This is a genomic window from Glaciibacter kafniensis (assembly GCF_039538945.1).
Classification (GTDB): domain Bacteria; phylum Actinomycetota; class Actinomycetes; order Actinomycetales; family Microbacteriaceae; genus Cryobacterium; species Cryobacterium kafniensis.
Genome location: NZ_BAABCN010000010.1, coordinates 89,488 through 107,217, shown reverse-complemented (window position 1 = coordinate 107,217; position 17,730 = coordinate 89,488). Strand labels below are relative to the sequence as shown.

Annotated in this window: 11 protein-coding genes; 8 read left to right on the top strand and 3 right to left on the bottom strand. The window is 65.0% G+C overall.

Annotated elements, in window-relative coordinates; translation table 11 throughout:
• Positions 1-35 precede the first annotated feature (35 nt).
• The 8 genes from ABD791_RS14870 (at position 36) to ABD791_RS14835 (ending at position 8,553) form a co-directional block, all read left to right on the top strand.
• The gene (locus ABD791_RS14870) at positions 36-182 is read left to right on the top strand and encodes a hypothetical protein (protein WP_345068130.1); all 147 of its coding nucleotides are present in this window, start codon (positions 36-38) and stop codon (positions 180-182) included.
• Positions 183-445: 263 nt separating this feature from the next.
• Complete coding sequence (locus ABD791_RS14865; protein ID WP_345068128.1) at positions 446-1,612, top strand: Gfo/Idh/MocA family protein; 1,167 nt, start codon at positions 446-448, stop codon at positions 1,610-1,612.
• On the top strand, positions 1,609-3,144 hold the full coding sequence (locus tag ABD791_RS14860) for a sugar ABC transporter ATP-binding protein (RefSeq protein WP_345068126.1): 1,536 nt from the start codon (positions 1,609-1,611) through the stop codon (positions 3,142-3,144). The genes ABD791_RS14865 and ABD791_RS14860 overlap by 4 nt, the downstream gene beginning before the upstream one ends.
• Positions 3,141-4,253, top strand: a complete 1,113-nt coding sequence (locus tag ABD791_RS14855) for an ABC transporter permease (protein ID WP_345068124.1) — start codon at positions 3,141-3,143, stop codon at positions 4,251-4,253. Before ABD791_RS14860 ends, ABD791_RS14855 begins: the two co-directional genes overlap by 4 nt.
• Positions 4,250-5,350 carry an ABC transporter permease gene (locus ABD791_RS14850; RefSeq protein ID WP_345068122.1) on the top strand — a complete coding sequence of 367 codons (1,101 nt, stop codon included), beginning with the start codon at positions 4,250-4,252 and terminating at the stop codon, positions 5,348-5,350. The genes ABD791_RS14855 and ABD791_RS14850 overlap by 4 nt, the downstream gene beginning before the upstream one ends.
• Positions 5,350-6,564 carry a substrate-binding domain-containing protein gene (locus ABD791_RS14845; RefSeq protein ID WP_345068120.1) on the top strand — a complete coding sequence of 405 codons (1,215 nt, stop codon included), beginning with the start codon at positions 5,350-5,352 and terminating at the stop codon, positions 6,562-6,564. Before ABD791_RS14850 ends, ABD791_RS14845 begins: the two co-directional genes overlap by 1 nt.
• Positions 6,565-6,652: 88 nt before the next feature.
• Positions 6,653-7,522, top strand: a complete 870-nt coding sequence (locus ABD791_RS14840; RefSeq protein ID WP_345068118.1) for a sugar phosphate isomerase/epimerase family protein — start codon at positions 6,653-6,655, stop codon at positions 7,520-7,522.
• Complete coding sequence (locus ABD791_RS14835; RefSeq protein WP_345068117.1) at positions 7,519-8,553, top strand: sugar phosphate isomerase/epimerase family protein; 1,035 nt, start codon at positions 7,519-7,521, stop codon at positions 8,551-8,553. The genes ABD791_RS14840 and ABD791_RS14835 overlap by 4 nt, the downstream gene beginning before the upstream one ends.
• Positions 8,554-8,644: 91 nt before the next feature.
• Here the strand turns inward: ABD791_RS14835 and ABD791_RS21270 are convergent, their stop codons facing one another.
• From ABD791_RS21270 to ABD791_RS14820, 3 genes are all read right to left on the bottom strand, one after another.
• The gene (locus ABD791_RS21270) at positions 8,645-8,989 is read right to left on the bottom strand and encodes a hypothetical protein (protein ID WP_425562259.1); all 345 of its coding nucleotides are present in this window, start codon (positions 8,987-8,989) and stop codon (positions 8,645-8,647) included.
• A 136-nt stretch (positions 8,990-9,125) separates the two neighbouring features.
• The gene (locus ABD791_RS14825) at positions 9,126-16,040 is read right to left on the bottom strand and encodes an InlB B-repeat-containing protein (RefSeq protein WP_345068115.1); all 6,915 of its coding nucleotides are present in this window, start codon (positions 16,038-16,040) and stop codon (positions 9,126-9,128) included.
• A 502-nt stretch (positions 16,041-16,542) separates the two neighbouring features.
• A complete protein-coding gene (locus ABD791_RS14820; protein WP_345068114.1) occupies positions 16,543-17,730 on the bottom strand; it encodes an ROK family transcriptional regulator in 1,188 nt (395 codons plus the stop codon).

The window sequence follows — 17,730 nt, the reverse complement described above, 5'->3', positions numbered from 1 at the left end:
CTTTCTCGTCGTCATTGACGCATCCCTGTCGAGGTGTGCACGATCTCAGTCACGGCGCGGCGGATGTCGTCGCGGTCGTAGCCGAGGCGCGCGACCTCGTCGGGATGTGGTTCATAGTTCAGGGTATTGCCGCGACCCTGAAGAATGAAGCGGTCGGGCTGGAACGGATGCTCCCGAGGTAGTCGGCATAGCTGAGGTTCTCATCTCCAACAACGTTCGCGCGGCCCGGCTCGCCGCGGCGAGCGCACCGCCAATCGCCTGGACGAGCGAGCGCACCGTTGGTTCCCCTTCGCGGAGCGAAGACCGCCACATCGACCTCGACCGGTCGATCATTCGCACACCAGATCACGACTTACATCACCAAAACCGAAAGAAGATGATTTTAAACTAACTACTTTTGATTCTCATCTAGCAGAAGTCGACTGATCTGTGCCACACTCTCCCCATGACAAAGACCGTCACTGACTCTGCCGCCTCCGCGGAAGCAACCACCCCAGCGGAAGAAGCCCAGTCTGCGGGTCGCACTGCCATCGTGCGCGCGGGTTTCATCGGTTCTGGCTTCATGGCCGCCGTGCATAGTCGGGCCGCCCGCACCGCCCGCGCCGAGCTCGCCGGTGTCGCATCCTCAAGTCCCCGAAGCGCCGAACGGGCAGCACAGCGCCTCGGTCTGACTCGGTCTCACGACTCGGTCGAGGAACTCCTGGCCGACGACGGCATTGACGTCATTCATGTGTGCACGCCGAACACGACCCACGCAGGCTTCGCCCTTGCCGCGCTCGACGCAGGAAAACACGTGATCTGCGAGAAGCCACTGGCGACATCGGTCGAGGATGCGATCGTGCTCGCTCGCCGTGCCGTGGAAACCGGGCTCACAGCGACAGTTCCTTTCGTCTACCGGTTTCACCCCATGGTGCGCGAGGCCCGTGCCCGAGTGAAGTCCGGCGAGACGGGCCGACTGCTCACCATCAGTGGGGGTTACCTCCAGGATTGGCTGGCGGAGCCCCTCGCCGACGACTGGCGGGTCAGCGCTGAACTCGGCGGTCCGTCTCGAGCCTTTGCCGACATCGGCTCGCACTTGGTTGATCTGCTCGAATTCGTCACCGGCGACCAGATCGCCCGACTCAACGCCACAACCCGCACTGTCTACGGCGATCGCTCCAGCAATCGTGACATCGCCACCGAAGACCTGGTGGCCCTCGTCGTCGAGCTGCGCGGCGGCGCTGTCGGCACCCTGCTCATCTCCCAGGTTGCTCCCGGTCGTAAGAACAGCCTCGTGCTTGAGGTCGCCGGAACCGAGCAGAGCATCCGTTTCGACCAAGAGCGACCGGACGAGCTGTGGCTCGGTCGTCGTACCGGCTCGCAACATATCCTGCGCGACACCGAGGCACTGACCCCGGATGCCTCCCGGCTCAGCGTCGTGCCCGCCGGTCACCCGATGGGCTACCAAGACGCTTTCAACGCCTTCGTCGCAGACAGCTACGCCGCGGCACTGACACCGAACGCTCCCCCCGCTGGCCTGCCGACATTCGCCGACGGGCTACGCGCCGTGCGCGTGACCGCCGCTGTTCTCGAGTCTGCGGCGTCCGGAGCATGGGTGGAGGTCGCCGAATGAGCGAGCAGAACGGCGCGAACACCGCCCCGATCCTCACCGCTTCTGGCCTCACCAAGAGCTTCTTCGGAGTCACCGTGCTCAAGGGCGTCGGTATCGAGTTGATGCCGGGCCAGGTGCACGGCCTCGTCGGAGAGAACGGCGCGGGCAAGTCCACCTTCATGAAGATTCTCGCCGGCGTCTATGAGCGGGATGCCGGCGAGGTGACCTTCGCTGGAGAGCCGGTGACGTTCGGCCACCCAATACAAGCCATGAAGGCCGGCCTCGCAACGGTGTTCCAGGAATTCACCCTGCTGCCCGATCGCAGCGTTGCGCAGAACGTGTATCTCGGTCGCGAGCCGCGCTCGCGCGGCTTCGTCGACCAACGCGGCATGGTTCGTGCCACCCAGGCGCTGCTCGACGAGCTCGGCATCGACTTCATCGACCCGACGGCCCGAGTCGGCAGTCTCACCGTGGCCGAGCAGCAGATCGTCGAGATCGCGAAAGCGCTCAGCTACGATGCCCGGGTCATCTCAATGGACGAACCGACGGCTGCGCTGGCCGATCACGAGGTCGTGCTGCTCTACGGCATCATCCGCCGCCTGCAGGCTCGAGGCGTGGCCATTCTCTATGTGAGTCACCGCCTCAAGGAGATCTTTGATCTCTGCGACAGCATCACGGTACTGAAAGACGGCGCCCTCGTCAGCAGCGGCCCGGCCTCCGAACTCGACACGAACGAGCTGGTGCGTCGCATGGTCGGCCGTTCGATCGAGACGTTCTTCCCCGGCGCCGTCGAGGGAACCACGGTCGGGGAACTCCGCTTGGCCGTCACCGACGGCGGCAACGGCTTCGTCGACGACATCAACATTGAACTGCACGCCGGCGAAATCGTAGGCGTCTCCGGCCTGCAAGGAAGCGGGCGCACCGAACTTGTCGAGGCAATCTTCGGTGCCGCGCCGTTCAGCCGAGGGACGGTCGCCCTCGACGGAACGCCAGTGCGCATCGGCAGCCCACGTTCGGCCGTGAAGCACGGCGTCGCCCTCATCACCGAAGACCGCAAAGCCCAGGGCCTCGCGCTCGGACAATCGGTGATTGATAACGCGCTTCTGGTGATCCGAGGCGTCTTCTCTCGGCGCACGGCTGCCGTGCGCAAAGAAATCCCCGGCGTGCTCAGTTCGCTCGAGATCAGCTCGCAAGGCCTCGATCAAGAGGTGCAGTTTCTCTCCGGCGGAAACCAGCAAAAGGTGGTGCTCGCCAAATGGCTGGCCACCAAGCCACGGGTCGTGCTGCTCGACGAGCCGACTCGAGGCATCGATGTCGGCGCCAAGATCGCCGTCTACCAACTCATGCGCCAGCTCGCTCGGGACGGTGTTGCGATTCTCATGATTTCGTCCGAGCTACCCGAAGTAATCGGCATGTCAGATCGAATCCTCGTGATGCACGACGGCCGCATCGTGGCCGAGCTCCCGACCGGCTCAAGCGAAGAACAGGTGCTCTCGGCGGCAACAGGCGCCGCGGCATCCGCACACGAAGCGCACGAAGGGACACGGGCATGAACGCGGTCACCACACGACGCCGATCGGGGCGCCTCAACTCCACCATGATCGTCTATCTGGCGCTGCTGGGCGTCATCCTGATCGGGACGATTCTCGTCGCCACCGTCGGCCGCAGCTTCTTCAGCGCCGGCAACATCCGCGACATCCTCACCGGGATGAGCGTGCTCGGTTTCGTGGCAATCGGTCAGACTCTCGTGATCCTCTGTGGTTCGCTCGATCTCTCGGTGCCCTTTGTGATCAGCCTCTCGAGCCTGCTCGCCGCCGACCTGATGAAGGGAAATCCCGCCAACATCGGCATGGCCGTCGCCGTTGCGGTGGGCGTCGCCGCGCTGATCGGCCTGGCGAACGGCCTGATCGTGACCAAGCTCAAGGTGCACGGCTTCATCGCGACCCTCGGCATGGGACTCATCGTCAAGGGCTATCTCGACACGAATTACAAGGGAACCAGCGGCAACGTGCCCTGGGAGTTCCAGCTGATCGGTGCGACGGGGGTCGGCCCGATTCCCGTCTCGACGATCCTCATGCTCGTGGTCGCACTCCTCGGGTCCCTGTTCCTCAGCCGCACCCGCGTCGGCAATCACATGTTCGCCGTCGGCGGCAACGAGCAGGTGGCGCGGCTCAGCGGCATCCGCACCTCCAATCCCGTGATCCTCGCCCACGTGCTCTGCTCGGTCACGGCCGCCTTTGCCGGCCTGCTGTTGGCCAGTCGGCTCGGCGTCGGTAGCCCGACAGTCGGGGTACAGGGCGGCTACGATCTACTCTCGATCGCCGCGGTCGTGCTCGGCGGAACGTTGCTCTCCGGAGGGCGCGGCTCCATCTGGGGCACCATCGGCGGCGTCGCGATCTTTGCCGTTCTCGACAACGTGATGAGCGTGATGCAGGTCAACCCGTTCATGAAGGATGTCGTGCGCGGCATCGTGATCGTCGCAGCCGTTGCCGTCTACGCCGGCCGTCAGGTCGAGCAGCGTCGTGCTCGATTCGGCCCGAACGGCTCGTCGACTGATTCCAACGCAACTGTCGGCCAGGGGACAGCGGGAACGACACCGCCGGATTCCGCACCCGCAAGCGTCTCGACACAACTCATCTCAACCGTGGGAGACCAGGCATGAACGCGCTGAAGATTCTGGTGAGCCCGCGGGGCGCAGTTTTCCTGCTTCTCCTGGTGTTGCTCGTGGCCATCACGATCCTGAACCCGAACTTCGCCGAGCCCGGGCAGCTGATGCGTTTCATTCAGCGCGTCGCTCCGATCGCGATCGTGGCCATCGGTCAATACTTCGTCATCGTGGGCGGTGAGTTCGATCTGTCGATGGGCTCGCTCGTCACCGCGCAGGTCGTGATCGCCGGCAACTTGGTCGGACAAGACGAGAGTCGCACGGTCCCCGTGCTGATCTTCATGTTCATCTTCGGCGCCATCATCGGCCTCATCAACGGCCTCATCATCTCCTTCCTCAAGGTCCCGTCGTTCATCGTCACTCTCGGCATGATGCTTGCTCTGCTCGGCGCCGTCATGTTCTGGACGGGCGGCGCGGCGACCGGCAATCCGGCCGACGGATTCCGGCAGATCGGGCGCGGCGGCATCCGGGATGTGCCGGTTCTCGACTTCATCCCCTGGTCGGTTCTCATCCTGGCCGCGGTTCTCGCGTTGGCCATCTGGTTCACCAAGCGTCCGTTCGGGCGCACCATCATCGCCCTCGGCGACAATCCGACTGCCGTGAGTTACGCCGGTGTGCGCAGCTGGTGGGTCAAGACGAGCACCTTCATCATCTCCTCGCTCTCGGCCACCATTGCCGGCATTCTGTTGGTCGGCTACGCCGGTGTGCATCCCTCGGTCGGACGCGGCTACGAGTTCATCGCAATCACGGCTGTTGTGCTCGGCGGCGTGGTACTCGGCGGAGGCCGCGGCTGGGTCGTGGCAGCGGTCGCCGGTGCCTTCGCGCTCGAAGCCCTCTTCACGCTGCTCAACTTCGCCGGCGTTCCTTCCACATACCGTGACGCCATCCAGGGCGTCATCATCATCGCGGCCGTCGCCTATTCGGCCACAACCTTCCGCTCGCGCCGCCGTGCGCGCCCCACACAAACTTCCCGCACACCGGAGAAGGAGGAGCGCCCGATGGTGGGCGCGACTCACACTGCAACTCACCTCCCTCTGAGCGCTGATCGGGCGCACGCCGAGGGCCACAACACACACAACCAAGGAGGTTTGTGATGCGACGAATGCACGTAGCGTCCGCCATGATCGGAGCTTTTGCGCTGCTGACACTGGCCGGCTGCACGACTGACCCAGGCGTGAGCGCCCCGAACGACGCCGGCAGCGAAGAATCCGCCGCACCCGTGGAGGAGGTGGAATGGTTCGACCAGGCACTCTTCGACAAGCAGTACGCCGAACGCTCGGTTACTCCAGAGGGCCCGGAAGGTCAGCCCTATCTGCAGTACATCAACGCGGAGATGGTCGACACCAGCCAGTACAAGGCTGAGGGTGCGAAGAAGGGCTGCTTCTCCAACGCCTCGATCTCGAACCCGTGGCGCCAGACCGGCTGGATCACCATGAACGAACAGCTGAAGGCGCTTCAGGCCTCCGGTGCGATCAGCGAAATGGAGACCCGTGACGCGCAGGACAGCGACGACACGCAGATCGCTGACATCGACTACTTCATCAACGAGGGCAACTGCGACTTCTTCGTCATCTCGCCGAACAGCACGGCGGCAATGACCCCGGCCGTCGAGCGTGCCTGTGACACAGCCAAGCCGGTGATCGTGTTCGACCGCGGCGTGCAGACCGACTGCCCCGTCACGTTCATCCACCCGATTGGTGGATTCGCGTGGGGCATCGACACCTCTGAGTTCCTCGTTGAAAACCTCAAGAAGGGTGACAAGGTCGTCGCGCTGCGCATCGCCCCCGGTGTCGACGTACTCGAGCACCGTTGGGCAGCCGCCGAGGGCATCTTCGAGGAGGCCGGCATCGAGGCAACCGACTACTTCACCGGAGCAGACCCGGCGGAGATCAAGAAGATCATCTCCGATGAGCTCGCCAAGGGCGACGTCGCGGGAGTGTGGATGGATGCCGGTGACGGCGCCGTTGCAGCGATCGAAGCGTTCGAAGACGCCGGAGCCGACTACCCCGTCATGACCGGTGAAGACGAGATGAGCTTCCTGCGCAAGTGGAAGGAAACGGGCCTCACCGGTCTCGCTCCCGTCTACTCCAACTTCCAGTGGCGGACGCCTTTGCTCGCCGCCGCCAAGATCTTCGCCGGCGAAGAGGTTCCCAAGGAGTGGGTGCTGCCGCAGAACCCGATCCAGGCTGAAGAGGTCGACCAGTACCTCGCCGCCAACGAGGGGATGCCCGACGGCCACTACGCCAAGTTCGGCGGAGAAGACCTCGCCGGATTCCCGACCATCTGGCAGGAGCGCCAGATTCCGTAAGGAGCCTGAACCACGTTGAGCCTGTCGAAACCCCTACGGTGGTTTCGACAGGCTCAACCCACGTTGTCAACAACTGCAAGGAGGCAGCATGCGACGCATTCTCGGAGTGAACACCTGGGTGTGGACCAGCCCGCTCACCGATTCATCACTCGAACTGCTGGCCGCCAAGGCTGCCGCCTTCGGCTTCGGAGCGATTGAGCTGCCGGTGGAAACACCAGGAGACTGGTCGCCAGAACGGGCCAGCGACGTGCTCACTGAGCACGGCTTGCTCCCCGTTGTTGTCGGTGCAATGGGAGCCGGTCGCAACCTTCTCGCCGCGTCGGCGAATGAAATCGTCGCGACGCAGGACTACCTCACGCACTGCATCGAAGTTGCCGAAATCCTCGGTTCCAGCATCGTTGCCGGCCCGTTCTACGCGGCGACCGGGCGCACCTGGCGAATGACGGATGTCGAACGCGCCGCGTACTACGAAGAACTGCGTGCCAATCTGGAGCCCCTTGTCGACCGGGCCGAACGCGGTGGCATCCGCCTGGCCGTCGAGCCGCTCAACCGGTACGAGACCAGCCTGATCAACACCGTCGATCAGGCACTGGAGGCACTCGACCCCCTGCTCGGCGCCGGGCTCGGATTGGCCCTGGACAGCTACCACCTCAACATCGAAGAGAAGAACATCGGCGACGCCATCCGCCGTGCGGGCTCGCACCTCGCCTATGTGCAAGTGTGCGGCAACGACCGCGGAGCTGTCGGCGACGACCACATTGACTGGTCTGCTTTTCTTGATGCGCTCGATGACGCCGACTACCGCGGGCCTCTCGGGCTCGAGAGCTTCACCGGCGACAACGCCACGATCGCCGTCGCCGCTTCGGTGTGGCGGCCACTTGCCAGAACCCAGGACGCACTCGCCGCTGACTCTTATGCCTACCTCAACGCCTTGCAGAATGAAAGGGACGCCCAATGACTGACCGGTCGACTGAGCCCGCGACATCCACCCACCCCGTCACGCTGTTCACGGGCCAATGGGCCGACCTGCCCTTCGAGGAGGTGGCCCGGCTCGCGAGCGACTGGGGCTATGACGGTCTGGAGATCGCGGCGTCTGGCGATCACCTCGACCTCAAGCGCGCCGATGAAGACGACTCGTACCTGCGCTCGCGGCTTGAGATTCTCGACCGTCATGGGCTCACGGTCTACGCGATCTCGAACCATCTCACCGGCCAAGCCGTCTGTGACGACCCGATCGACTTTCGGCACCAGGCCATCGTGCGCCCGTACACCTGGGGCGACGGCGAGGCCGAGGGCGTGCGGCAACGTGCCGCCGACGATATGAAGCGCGCCGCCCGCGTAGCCCGCAAGCTCGGCGTCGATACCGTCGTCGGTTTCACCGGATCGAAGATCTGGCCGTATGTCGCAATGTTCCCGCCCGTTCCGGCCTCGGTCATCGACGCAGGATTCGACGACTTCGCCACCCGCTGGAACCCGATTCTCGACGTGTTCGACGATGAGGGTGTGCGCTTCGCCCACGAGGTGCACCCGAGTGAGATCGCCTACGACTATTGGTCGAGCGTGCGCACGCTCGAGGCCATCGGCCGCCGCCCTGCCTTCGGTTTCAATTGGGATCCGAGCCACATGATGTGGCAGAACATCGACCCGGTGGGCTTCATCTGGGATTTCCAAGACCGTATCTATCACGTGGACTGCAAAGACACACGAATGCGGCCACAGAGCGGCCGCTCCGGCGTGCTCGGATCGCACCTCCCGTGGGGCGACCCTCGCCGTGGTTGGGACTTCGTGTCGACCGGTCACGGCGATGTGCCGTGGGAAGACTCATTTCGCGCGCTCGAATCGATCGGCTATACCGGACCCATCTCGATCGAGTGGGAAGACGCCGGCATGGATCGTCTCCACGGCGGACCCGAGGCGCTCGCCTACATCCGCTCGCTGCTCTGGAAGCAGCCCACCGCCAGCTTCGACGCCGCCTTCACAACGCAGTAGACGCCAGACAGTAGACGTCACGCGGCGACCCCGCCGCGACCAGGTCGGTAACCCGGCTGGTCCCGCCGGGGTCGCTTTCGTGCCTGATCGGCTACACGGATCCGATCTCGGTCGAGTGGGAAGGCGCGGGAATGGACCGCGTGCACGGTGCCGCCGAGGCGGTCGGATTCATCCGTTCGACGCTGTTCCCGAGGCCGACTGCCTCGCTCGACGCCGCGTTCTCGAACCAGTAGGCCGCCCGTCGAAAGCGAGCGGATGCCGCGGACGAAGCGAGAGTCGTCGCGGCATCCGCCATCGATGTCGCGCGCCGTCGGCGACCGACGATGAGGAGCATGGCGCCAGCGAGGGCGAAGGCGAGCGCTGCGGGGAGTACGTCGTCGATGGGGCACCGGTCGATGCGAGAGTCGAGTCGCGGTGCGTCGATCCGTCGGCGCACCGCTTGAGCTCCGGGATCTCCACCCGTACAAATACCCTCGACACCAACCGGATGGGTCGGTGTCGAGGGTATCTCATCCGATCTGGGTTGGATCGGACGGCCGCCTCCGGTGAGGCGGCCGTCCGAATCCGGTGGGTTACTTCTTCGCCCAGTGAGCGTACGCGGTGGCGTTCGACGTCACCTTGACGGTGAAGTTCCACTTGCTGCCACCGGTCGCCTTCGTGTACCAACCCGAGAAGGTGTAGCCGCTACGGGCGGGCGACTTCGGCGCCTTGATCACGGTGTTGTAGTTCGTGCTCACCGCGGCCACCTTGCTGCCGCCCTGTGCGTTGAACGTCACCGTGCGCTTCTGCACCGTCCAGTGCGCGTACGCGGTGGCGTTGGCCGTCACCTTCGAACTGAACTTCCACGCGGTACCACCGGTCGCCTTCGTGTACCAACCCGAGAAGGTGTAACCCGTGCGCGTGGGCGACTTCGGTGCCTTGATGACGGTGTTGTAGTTCGTGCTCACCGCGGCCACCTTGCTGCCGCCCTGCGCGTTGAACGTGACCGTGCGCTTCTGCACCGTCCAGTGAGCGTACGCGGTGACGTTCGACGTCACCTTGGCGGTGAAGTTCCACTTGGTGCCACCGGTCGCCTTCGTGTACCAACCCTTGAAGGTGTAACCAGTGCGGGTGGGCGACTTCGGCGCTTTGATCGCGGTGTTGTAGTCCGTGCTCACCGCGGCCACCTTGCTGCCGCCCTGCGCGTTGAACGTGACCGTGCGCTTCTGCACGGTCCAGTGGGCGTACGCAGTGACGTTCGACGTCACCTTGGCGCTGAAGTTCCACTTGCTGCCACCGGTCGCCTTCGTGTACCAACCCGCGAAGGTGTAACCCGTGCGCGTCGGAGACTTCGGCGCCTTGATCACGGTGTTGTAGTTCGTGCTCACCGCGGCCACCTTGCTGCCGCCCTGCGAATCGAAGCTGACCGTCGGCTTCAGAGCACTCACCACGACCGTGTAACTCTTCGCCGCTGGCGAACCAACACCATTGCTGGCCGTGACCGTGAACGTCGCAGACCCAGCCGACGTCGGCTTACCCGAAATCACACCCGTCGTCGCGTGCAGGCCCAAGCCAGCAGGCAACTTCCCCGCCGTCACCGAGAATGTCGGCGCCGGGTTGCCCGAAGCAACAACCGTGAACGAATACGCCGAACCAACTGTGCCCGCACCAGGATCACCCGACGTGATCACCGGAGCAACAGGAGACGAGTCCCCCACGACCGTGAAACCGGTCGACTGGTCGGATTCGCCGTTCCCGGCCGTGTCCGTCGAACGGTACTCAACCGTGTGCGCGCCGGCGACGGTGACAAGAATGGGGTCGGCGTACGCCGTCCACTCGCCGCCGTCTAGACGGAACTCGGTTGCTGCCACGCCCGACGACTCGTCGGCTGCGTCCAGTGTCACCTGCACACCTCCGTCGACGTTGTCGACCGCCGCGGTCGTGGTCGGCGCGATCGTGTCGACCTTCACGGTCGCGGATCCGGTCGCCTCGACGTTGCCCGCCTCATCGGTCGAGCGGAACGTCACGACGATCTCGCCCTGCCCGGTCAGCGCGACGGGTTCGTCGTACGCCGTCCACTCTGCGTCACCGATGGCGTACTCGGTCGAGGCAACCCCGGAACCGTCGGCATCGGTCGCCTCAAGCGCGAAGCTCGGTGCGGTCCGGTACCAGTTGTTGTCACCGGCTGGCTCCGCCGGTGTCCACGAGAGGGTCGTGGTCGGCGCCGTCGTGTCCTCCTGGTCGCCGACGAGCTCGAACGAGTCGAACTCGACGACCACCGGCTCCTCCTGCTCCGGACCGATCGCCATCAGGCCCAGACCGCGCAGCGGCTGGTCGAAGGTGATACCGGTGGCGCCGATCGGCGTCCAGTTGACGCCGCCGTCGCTCACCTCGGCCGTGTACACGTCGCCGGTCTTGGTGACCCGGATGTACCAGTACCCACTCTCGGTCGAATCGGCGATGTTGACAAAGTGGTTGCCGATACCCGCGGCCTTCGACTCGCCGGCGAGCTCGGCGCGAAGGTCGAGCGCGCTGCCGGGGTTGTTGGTGGCGACGATATCAGCCTTGACGTAGTTGTCGTCATCGGCCCACATCATGAGTCCGGCCAGCTGATAGCGGTGCTTCAGCGGGGCCTTGAACTTCGTCGTCGCGACCCAGTCACCCTCGGGAGCCTTAGTGAGGATGAAGTTGCGCGGAGACAGCGGGTTGGCACCGTTGATGTCGCCCGGCTGCGTCGTGATCTTCAGGTGTCCGTCGGCGACCTTGGCGTGGTTGGAGTCGTACCGCACGCTCTGACCCCAGCGGCAGCCGTCGAGCGCCGTGCCGTCGAACTCGTCGCCGGGTGCGACAGGCCCGCTGGCTGCTGGCTCGGGGCTGAATCGGAACCAGTCGACCTTTGCCGACACCGGCGCGGTGCCGAGGTCGCCGGCGGCCATGATGCCGATGCGGGCGTTCTGCTTCAACTGCAGCTGTCCGGTTAGGGCCGTCCACGTCACGCCATCAGCCGAGTACGCGCCCGTCAGGGTCGTCCCGTTGCTGGTCAGCTTGAGGTGGATAGTCGTCGGGAAGTTCGACGGCAGTGCGGGCTGTGCGGGTGTGGTGCGGGACCCGCCCGTCTCCGTCTGGAACTCCACGAACCGTCCACCGGCCTGGTTGCGAACGAACCCGAGCTTGTTGTACTCGTTGTCGTTCTGGTGCACGACGAGTCCGGCCCACTGCCAGTGTGAGGTGTGCGCCAGCGTGATCTTCGTGGTCGCCTCCCATGCGCCGGCAGGCAACGGCTTGCTCGCGAAGCTCACCGGACCCGGTTCCGCCTCATTGATGTCGCCCGCCGTGACCGGCAGGTTCAGCGCACCAGCGGACTGCGTGATCGTGGCGTTCTCAGCGGTGCGAAGGCCCCAGGTCGGTGCCATCGCAGGACCGTTGAACTCGTCGGAGAGCGGCGCAGCTACACACATCAGCGGCTCGAGCGGAGCAGTCGGCTGGGGAACCTGCGGATCGGTATCGATCGCGAAGTCCGCGAAGTCGACCGTGCCCACCCCCGAGGCGTGGGACATCATGAACATGCCCACGTCCTGCGTGGCTGCTGCGCCGGTCAGGTTGACGGTGCCGCCGACCTGGGTCCACGTCGTGCCGTTTTTCGAGAAGTACGCCGTGTAGTCGGCACCGCTGCGCTTCAGCTTCACCCAGGTGGGGTAGCTGGTGGTGCCACCGGCGGTCGAGGCATTCAGCTGCCCGTTGCCGTCAGGGTCCGAGAGGAACTCGACGCCGCCGGTCGGGCGAATACCGACCATCGCGTACCCGGGTGAAGTGCCCGGCTGCGTCATGTCGTTCCGCACGATGATGCCGGCCTTGGCCGAGCCGTTCGTGTTCTGCTGGGCGTCGATCTTCACGACCGCCTCCCAGTCCTCGTCGCCGCCGGCTGGCGCGTAGAGCGTCGAGTACTCGTCGACACCCTGCCAGGTGTCGTCTCCCGCGCCGATGATGCGGAAACGGCCATCACCAATGCGTTCGAATGTGCCGTCTGCATTCGTGAACGGCACGAGGTCTCCGAACAGCTCGCCGACCTGAGCCAGCACGATGCGCGATGTCTTCGATTTTCGGTCAGCGTTGGTGGCGACTGCGGTGAGCTCGTAGAGCCCCTCCTCAGGCGTCGCCCACTCAGTCGAGTACGGTGCGCTCTCGTCGACGCCGATTGATTTGCCGTTGACGAAGAACTCGACCTGCGAGACGTCACTGCCGGTGTCGGCCGCTGTGGCCTCGACGGTGACGTCCTGGCCGGGCTCCAGCTCGACATCCTGCGCGGGAGCTGTGATCGCCACCGTCGGCGTCGTGAAGGGCGACGAGCCCTGCCCGATCGCCTCGAGGAAGTTGAGCTTGATCTCGGTGCCCCGGAATACGAGGTAGAGGTCGAGCGTCTCCTGCGGGAACGCACTCACGTCGACGGTGACGTCGGTGAAGCGCGTCGGGCCGGTCGCTGCCACCTCTGCGGTCGCGAGTAGTTCGCCGTCGACGGCACCCTTGCGCAGCTCGATTGAGCCGCCAGCGGCGACCGCCGAAACTCGCAGCGCAAGGTCATCGATGTTGTGGAAGCTCACGGGCTCGAAATGCGCCCATGCTCCGTCTCCGCCTACGATGACGCGATCGCTCGGGATGCCCTCGACATCGCGACTCGGCGCGGTCGTCATGTTCTCAGACGCGGAGTCGAAGAACTCGGCCTGCTTCACCTTGGGGAACACCAGCGTGGTCTGCGAGCCCGTCAGAGGGTTCTCGCCACCTGCGCCGCCGCCGTCGGTGTAGCGCGCGTCGAGCGCGAAGAAGATGTCCTCGTCGGGCGCGTGTCCGCCGAGGGTCGTCTCGGTACTGCCGGTGAACCCCTTCAGCGGGGTGGTCGGGTGGGCGTGCTCATCGTGCCCGAGTGCGGGCTGGACGATGACGTCGTCCCCGTTGACCGTGCCGTCTTCGGGATCCGTCACGTCGACGTCCCAGGAGATCTCGTCTCCGAAGTCGAAGAACGACCCGTTGGGCGGAAGCGCGAACTGCACGCTCGGCCGGGTGTTGCCCACCGTGATGGGGACGGTCGTCGTGCCGGTCTTGCCGTCGGGATCGGTCACCGTCAGGCGAGCGTCGAACGCGCCGACGGTCGCATAGGTGTGCGTCGCCTGCGGCGTGGTCGCGTCGACCGTGCCGTCACCCTCGAAGTCCCACGCAAAGGCGAGCGCGGCATTCTCGGGGTCGGACGAGCTCGCGCCGTCGAATGCCACGGCGAGCGGCGCGGGGCCGGTGTCGTGATCGGTCGTGATGCGCGCCATTGGCGAACGCGACCCCGAGATGTAGTCGATGCGGTGCACACCGGAGTTCGGGTTGTCTCGACCGAAACCGCCGCCCCAGTCGAGCAGATAGAGCGACCCGTCAGGGCCGAACTTCGAGTCGATGGGTGCGAGGAACTCCTCCTGCGGAAGGAAGGGCGTGACTTTCTCGACCTGCGATCCGGTGGTACCCGCCGGGTCCTTGAGCTGGATCGAGTACATCTTGTTGCGCGCCCACTCGTAGAAGAAGGGCTTGCCGTCGTACGACGCCGGGAACTTCGTGTCTGACGCGAGCGCCGGGTCGAAGTTGTACACGGGGCCACCCATCGGGGCGAGGCCGCCGCCCTGAGCGATCACCTCGGGCACCGACGAGCGATTGTAGCCGTACCACATGTCGGCGGCGCGGGCTGCGGGCAGCTCGGTGAGGCCGGTGTTGCGGGGCGAGTCGTTCACGGGGTTGGCGCAGTCGAAGTAGTCGCCGACCGTGACGGGGTTCGTCGTGTATTCGACATCGCGGAACGGCTCATTGTCGCCCATGCACATCGGCCAGCCGTAGTTTCCGGGCGAGGTGATGAGGTTCCACTCAGCGATTCCAGCGGGGCCGCGGGTGGAGGGTGCGTCGTTGCTGTTGTCGGGAGAGTAGTCGGCGAGGCTGATCGCTCCTGACTTCTGGTCGATCGAGAACCGGAAGGGGTTGCGGAAGCCCATAGCGTAGATCTCGGGGAGCGTCTTGTCGTCGGTGTCGTCGGCTTCGGGGAACAGGTTGCCCTCGGGAATCGTGTAGCCGGGCCCATCCGACTTGGGCGTGATACGCAAAAGCTTGCCGCGAAGGTCGTTCGTGTTCGCCGAAGTCGCACGAGCGTCGTGGAACGTGCCCGGGCGAGTCGAAATCGGAGCGTAGCCCCCGGACGGCTCGGAGTGCGGGTTCACGTCGTCGCCGACGCCGAGGTAGAGGTTGCCGTCGGCGTCAAAGTCGAGACCGCCGCCGGTGTGGCCGGGCTCATCGGGAAGCCGGCGTGCCGGGACCTCGATGATGAGTTCTTCGGATGCCGGGTCGATGACGCCGTTCTGCATCGTGAACCGGGATACCCGGCTGAAAAAGCTCGACGGGTCGGAGTTGTCCGCTGCGTCAGGGGAACGGTAGAGGTACAGCTGCCCGTTCTCGGTGAAGTCGGGGTCGAGGGCGATGCCCAGCAGTCCGTCTTCGCCGCCCGAGTAGACATCGAGTTCGAGGGCGGTAGTCACTTTGTTGGTCGCGGGGTCGACGACGCGAACCTGTCCGCGCACGAGTTCGGTGTAGAAGACACGTCCGTCTTCGGCGATGTCCATCGCGAACGGTGCCGAGGTGTTCTGGTCGAGGGCGATCTTCTCGAAGCTCTCCCAGACGGTGCCGCCGCAGTCGCCTGCTTCGACGCCGGCTGCGTACTTCACGCCACCCACGATGTGCGCGAGGAGTGCGGGCTCTTCGAAATGCGACCCGAAGTGGCCCATGGCGGTCGTCCAGGTGCGACCGCCGTCATAGGGCTTGCACCATGAGATCGGGTGGTCGTAGCCCATGGCATTGCCGCCGGCGGTGTACGTCGACTCGTCCATCGAGGCGAGCACGTGTGCGGTGCCGCGTACGTTGTTCGAGAAGTTGTACCACTCGTCGGAACGATCCCAGCGGCTCTCCTCGAAGTGCGCAGTGGAGGGGTGGGTGTGATCTTCGATGCGTACCGTTCCAGGCTGGCCGGGGTCGGTCCCGGTCGCCGCGTGACCTGGCATCAACGAGCCCACGAGGTTGTCCCACCAGGGGTAGTTGCCGCGCATGTCGGTCGCGTTGTGGATCGCGACGATGCCGCCTCCGGCGCGCTGGTAGCGCTCGAGCGCCGCCTTCTGGTCGGAGTTCCAGGGGTCGCCCGACGTCTGGAACATGATGATCGCGTCGAATCCGGCGAGGTCTGCGTCGTTGAAGATCGCCGAGTCCTCGGTGTGCGTCACCTCCATGTGCTCGGCCTCGAGCGCGGCGGTGATCAGGGGTGTGCCCTTGTCGATCGCGTCGGTGTGCCTGAACTGGGTCGTCTTGGTGAATATCAGCACGTGGGCGCCGTCGTGCGCCTGGGCAGTAGCTGCCCCACCGACCACGACGCCGATCGTGAGCAGCGCTACGAGTGATGCGGCGAGCCATCGAGCCACGCCATTGTGAACCTTGCCGAGCATGAGACCTCCGTCGGTTTCAGATGCCGATTTCTGCGCTCACGAGATCGTGCGCACGAATCCAAATATGAATGTAGGAGAACTTTCAGCGCCAGTCAAGCAAAAGATGACAAGAGGTCAAGCAAAAGCCGACAATCAATGACCGCGTAACGATTGCCCCTCATGACAATCACTCTCGAATGGTTGCGTAACTAGTCAACTTGGCAGGAAAGGATGGCAGCAAAGGACGATTGGCGTGGCCGCGTCGATCCATCGCCCGATGTCGTTTTTGGAGACCGCTTCTCCCGCGTTGGGCGAGCGCCGCGCTGACACAAACGGCGGATGCCACGGCGAAAAGCTTCGCCGCGGCATCCGCCGTTCGCAACCGCCGTCAGCGCCCGGCGACCAGGGCTCGGCGGTCGACCGCCGGAAAGCTCGCCGGAAACGTGCGCGCCGCGACCGGCGAGCCCGACGCCGCGGTCGCGAACATCACAGGTTTACCCACGGCCATTTCGACGACTCGGGGTTACCGCTCTTCGACCCCGGACTCCAGCAACTCAAGCACCATTGCGTCGACTCTGGCCGGCGACAGCGCATGGTGAATAGCCAGCATGCTCGCGCCAAGCACTGCGGCATTCGCACCGGCTGTCGACGGAACAATCTGCAGATGCTGGGTCGCCAGGGGCATCGACCGGGTATACACGACCTCGCGCATGCCGGCAATCAGCTGTTCTCCGGCGCGGGCCATCGACCCGCCGATCACGATAACTGACGGGTTGATCAGACTGACGCAGGCGGTCAAAACCTCGCCCATGTCCCTCCCGGCCTGCCGCACGGCCTGAATTGCCTCGAGATTGCCGAGCTTGACGAGCTCGACAACGTCGTGGCTAGTTGTCGTCTCCAGGCCGCTTGCCCGCAGGGCTGCCGCGATCGCGGGTCCGGAGGCCAACGCTTCCAAACAGCCGCGGTTTCCGCAGTGGCAGGGCACGTCGATGCCACGTGCCACCTGGACATGCCCAATGTCACCGGCGATTCCTTGGGCGCCGCGCTGCAGCATCCCTCCGGAGATGACCCCGGCGCCGATGCCGGTCGCCACCTTCACGAAGATGAGGTGGTCAACATCAGGCCAAGCCGCCTCTCGCTCACCGAGCGCCATGATGTTCACGTCGTTGTCGACGAGCACCGGTACGTCAAAGTGAGCCTGCAACCAGCCGGGCACGTCGAAACGATCCCAACCCGGCATGATCGGCGGGTTGATCGGGCGACCACTGCTATATTCGACCGGGCCAGGTAGGCCGATGCCGATCGCCAGCAGATCGCCCAGGTCATGCCCGGCCTTTCGCACCAACGCGTCGCCGGCCTCGATCACCCAATTGAGCACCGCCTCCGGGCCGAGAGAGACCTCAATCTCGGCGACGACGTCGAGCAGCGGGCGCCCGGTCAAATCGCTCGCCACGATGCGCGCATGCGAGGCGCCGATGTCGACGCCCAGCACGACCTTGGTCCCGGTGGCCAGCGCAACCTGCGACGACGGGCGCCCACCTGTGGAGGGGGCATCGGCAGCCGGCCCCACCAAACCGAGCTGCGTCAGGGAGTCCATCCGCAGGGCGACCGTCGAACGGGCGAGCCCGGTGAGGTGCGCCAGTTCTGCACGGGTGCGCGGCTTTCCGTCGCGTAAAATCTGGAAGAGGTCGCTCGCTCCGGATGAGCCCAG

What these genes read in the sequence shown, in the direction of transcription:
- ABD791_RS14850 (WP_345068122.1), top strand. Translation starts at nt 4,250, where the DNA reads ATGAACGCGCTGAAGATTCTGGTGAGCCCGCGGGGCGCAGTTTTCCTG.
- ABD791_RS14855 (WP_345068124.1), top strand. Translation starts at nt 3,141, where the DNA reads ATGAACGCGGTCACCACACGACGCCGATCGGGGCGCCTCAACTCCACC.
- ABD791_RS14865 (WP_345068128.1), top strand. Translation starts at nt 446, where the DNA reads ATGACAAAGACCGTCACTGACTCTGCCGCCTCCGCGGAAGCAACCACC.
- ABD791_RS14845 (WP_345068120.1), top strand. Translation starts at nt 5,350, where the DNA reads ATGCGACGAATGCACGTAGCGTCCGCCATGATCGGAGCTTTTGCGCTG.
- ABD791_RS14825 (WP_345068115.1), bottom strand. Translation starts at nt 16,040, where the DNA reads ATGCTCGGCAAGGTTCACAATGGCGTGGCTCGATGGCTCGCCGCATCA.
- ABD791_RS14860 (WP_345068126.1), top strand. Translation starts at nt 1,609, where the DNA reads ATGAGCGAGCAGAACGGCGCGAACACCGCCCCGATCCTCACCGCTTCT.
- ABD791_RS14835 (WP_345068117.1), top strand. Translation starts at nt 7,519, where the DNA reads ATGACTGACCGGTCGACTGAGCCCGCGACATCCACCCACCCCGTCACG.
- ABD791_RS14840 (WP_345068118.1), top strand. Translation starts at nt 6,653, where the DNA reads ATGCGACGCATTCTCGGAGTGAACACCTGGGTGTGGACCAGCCCGCTC.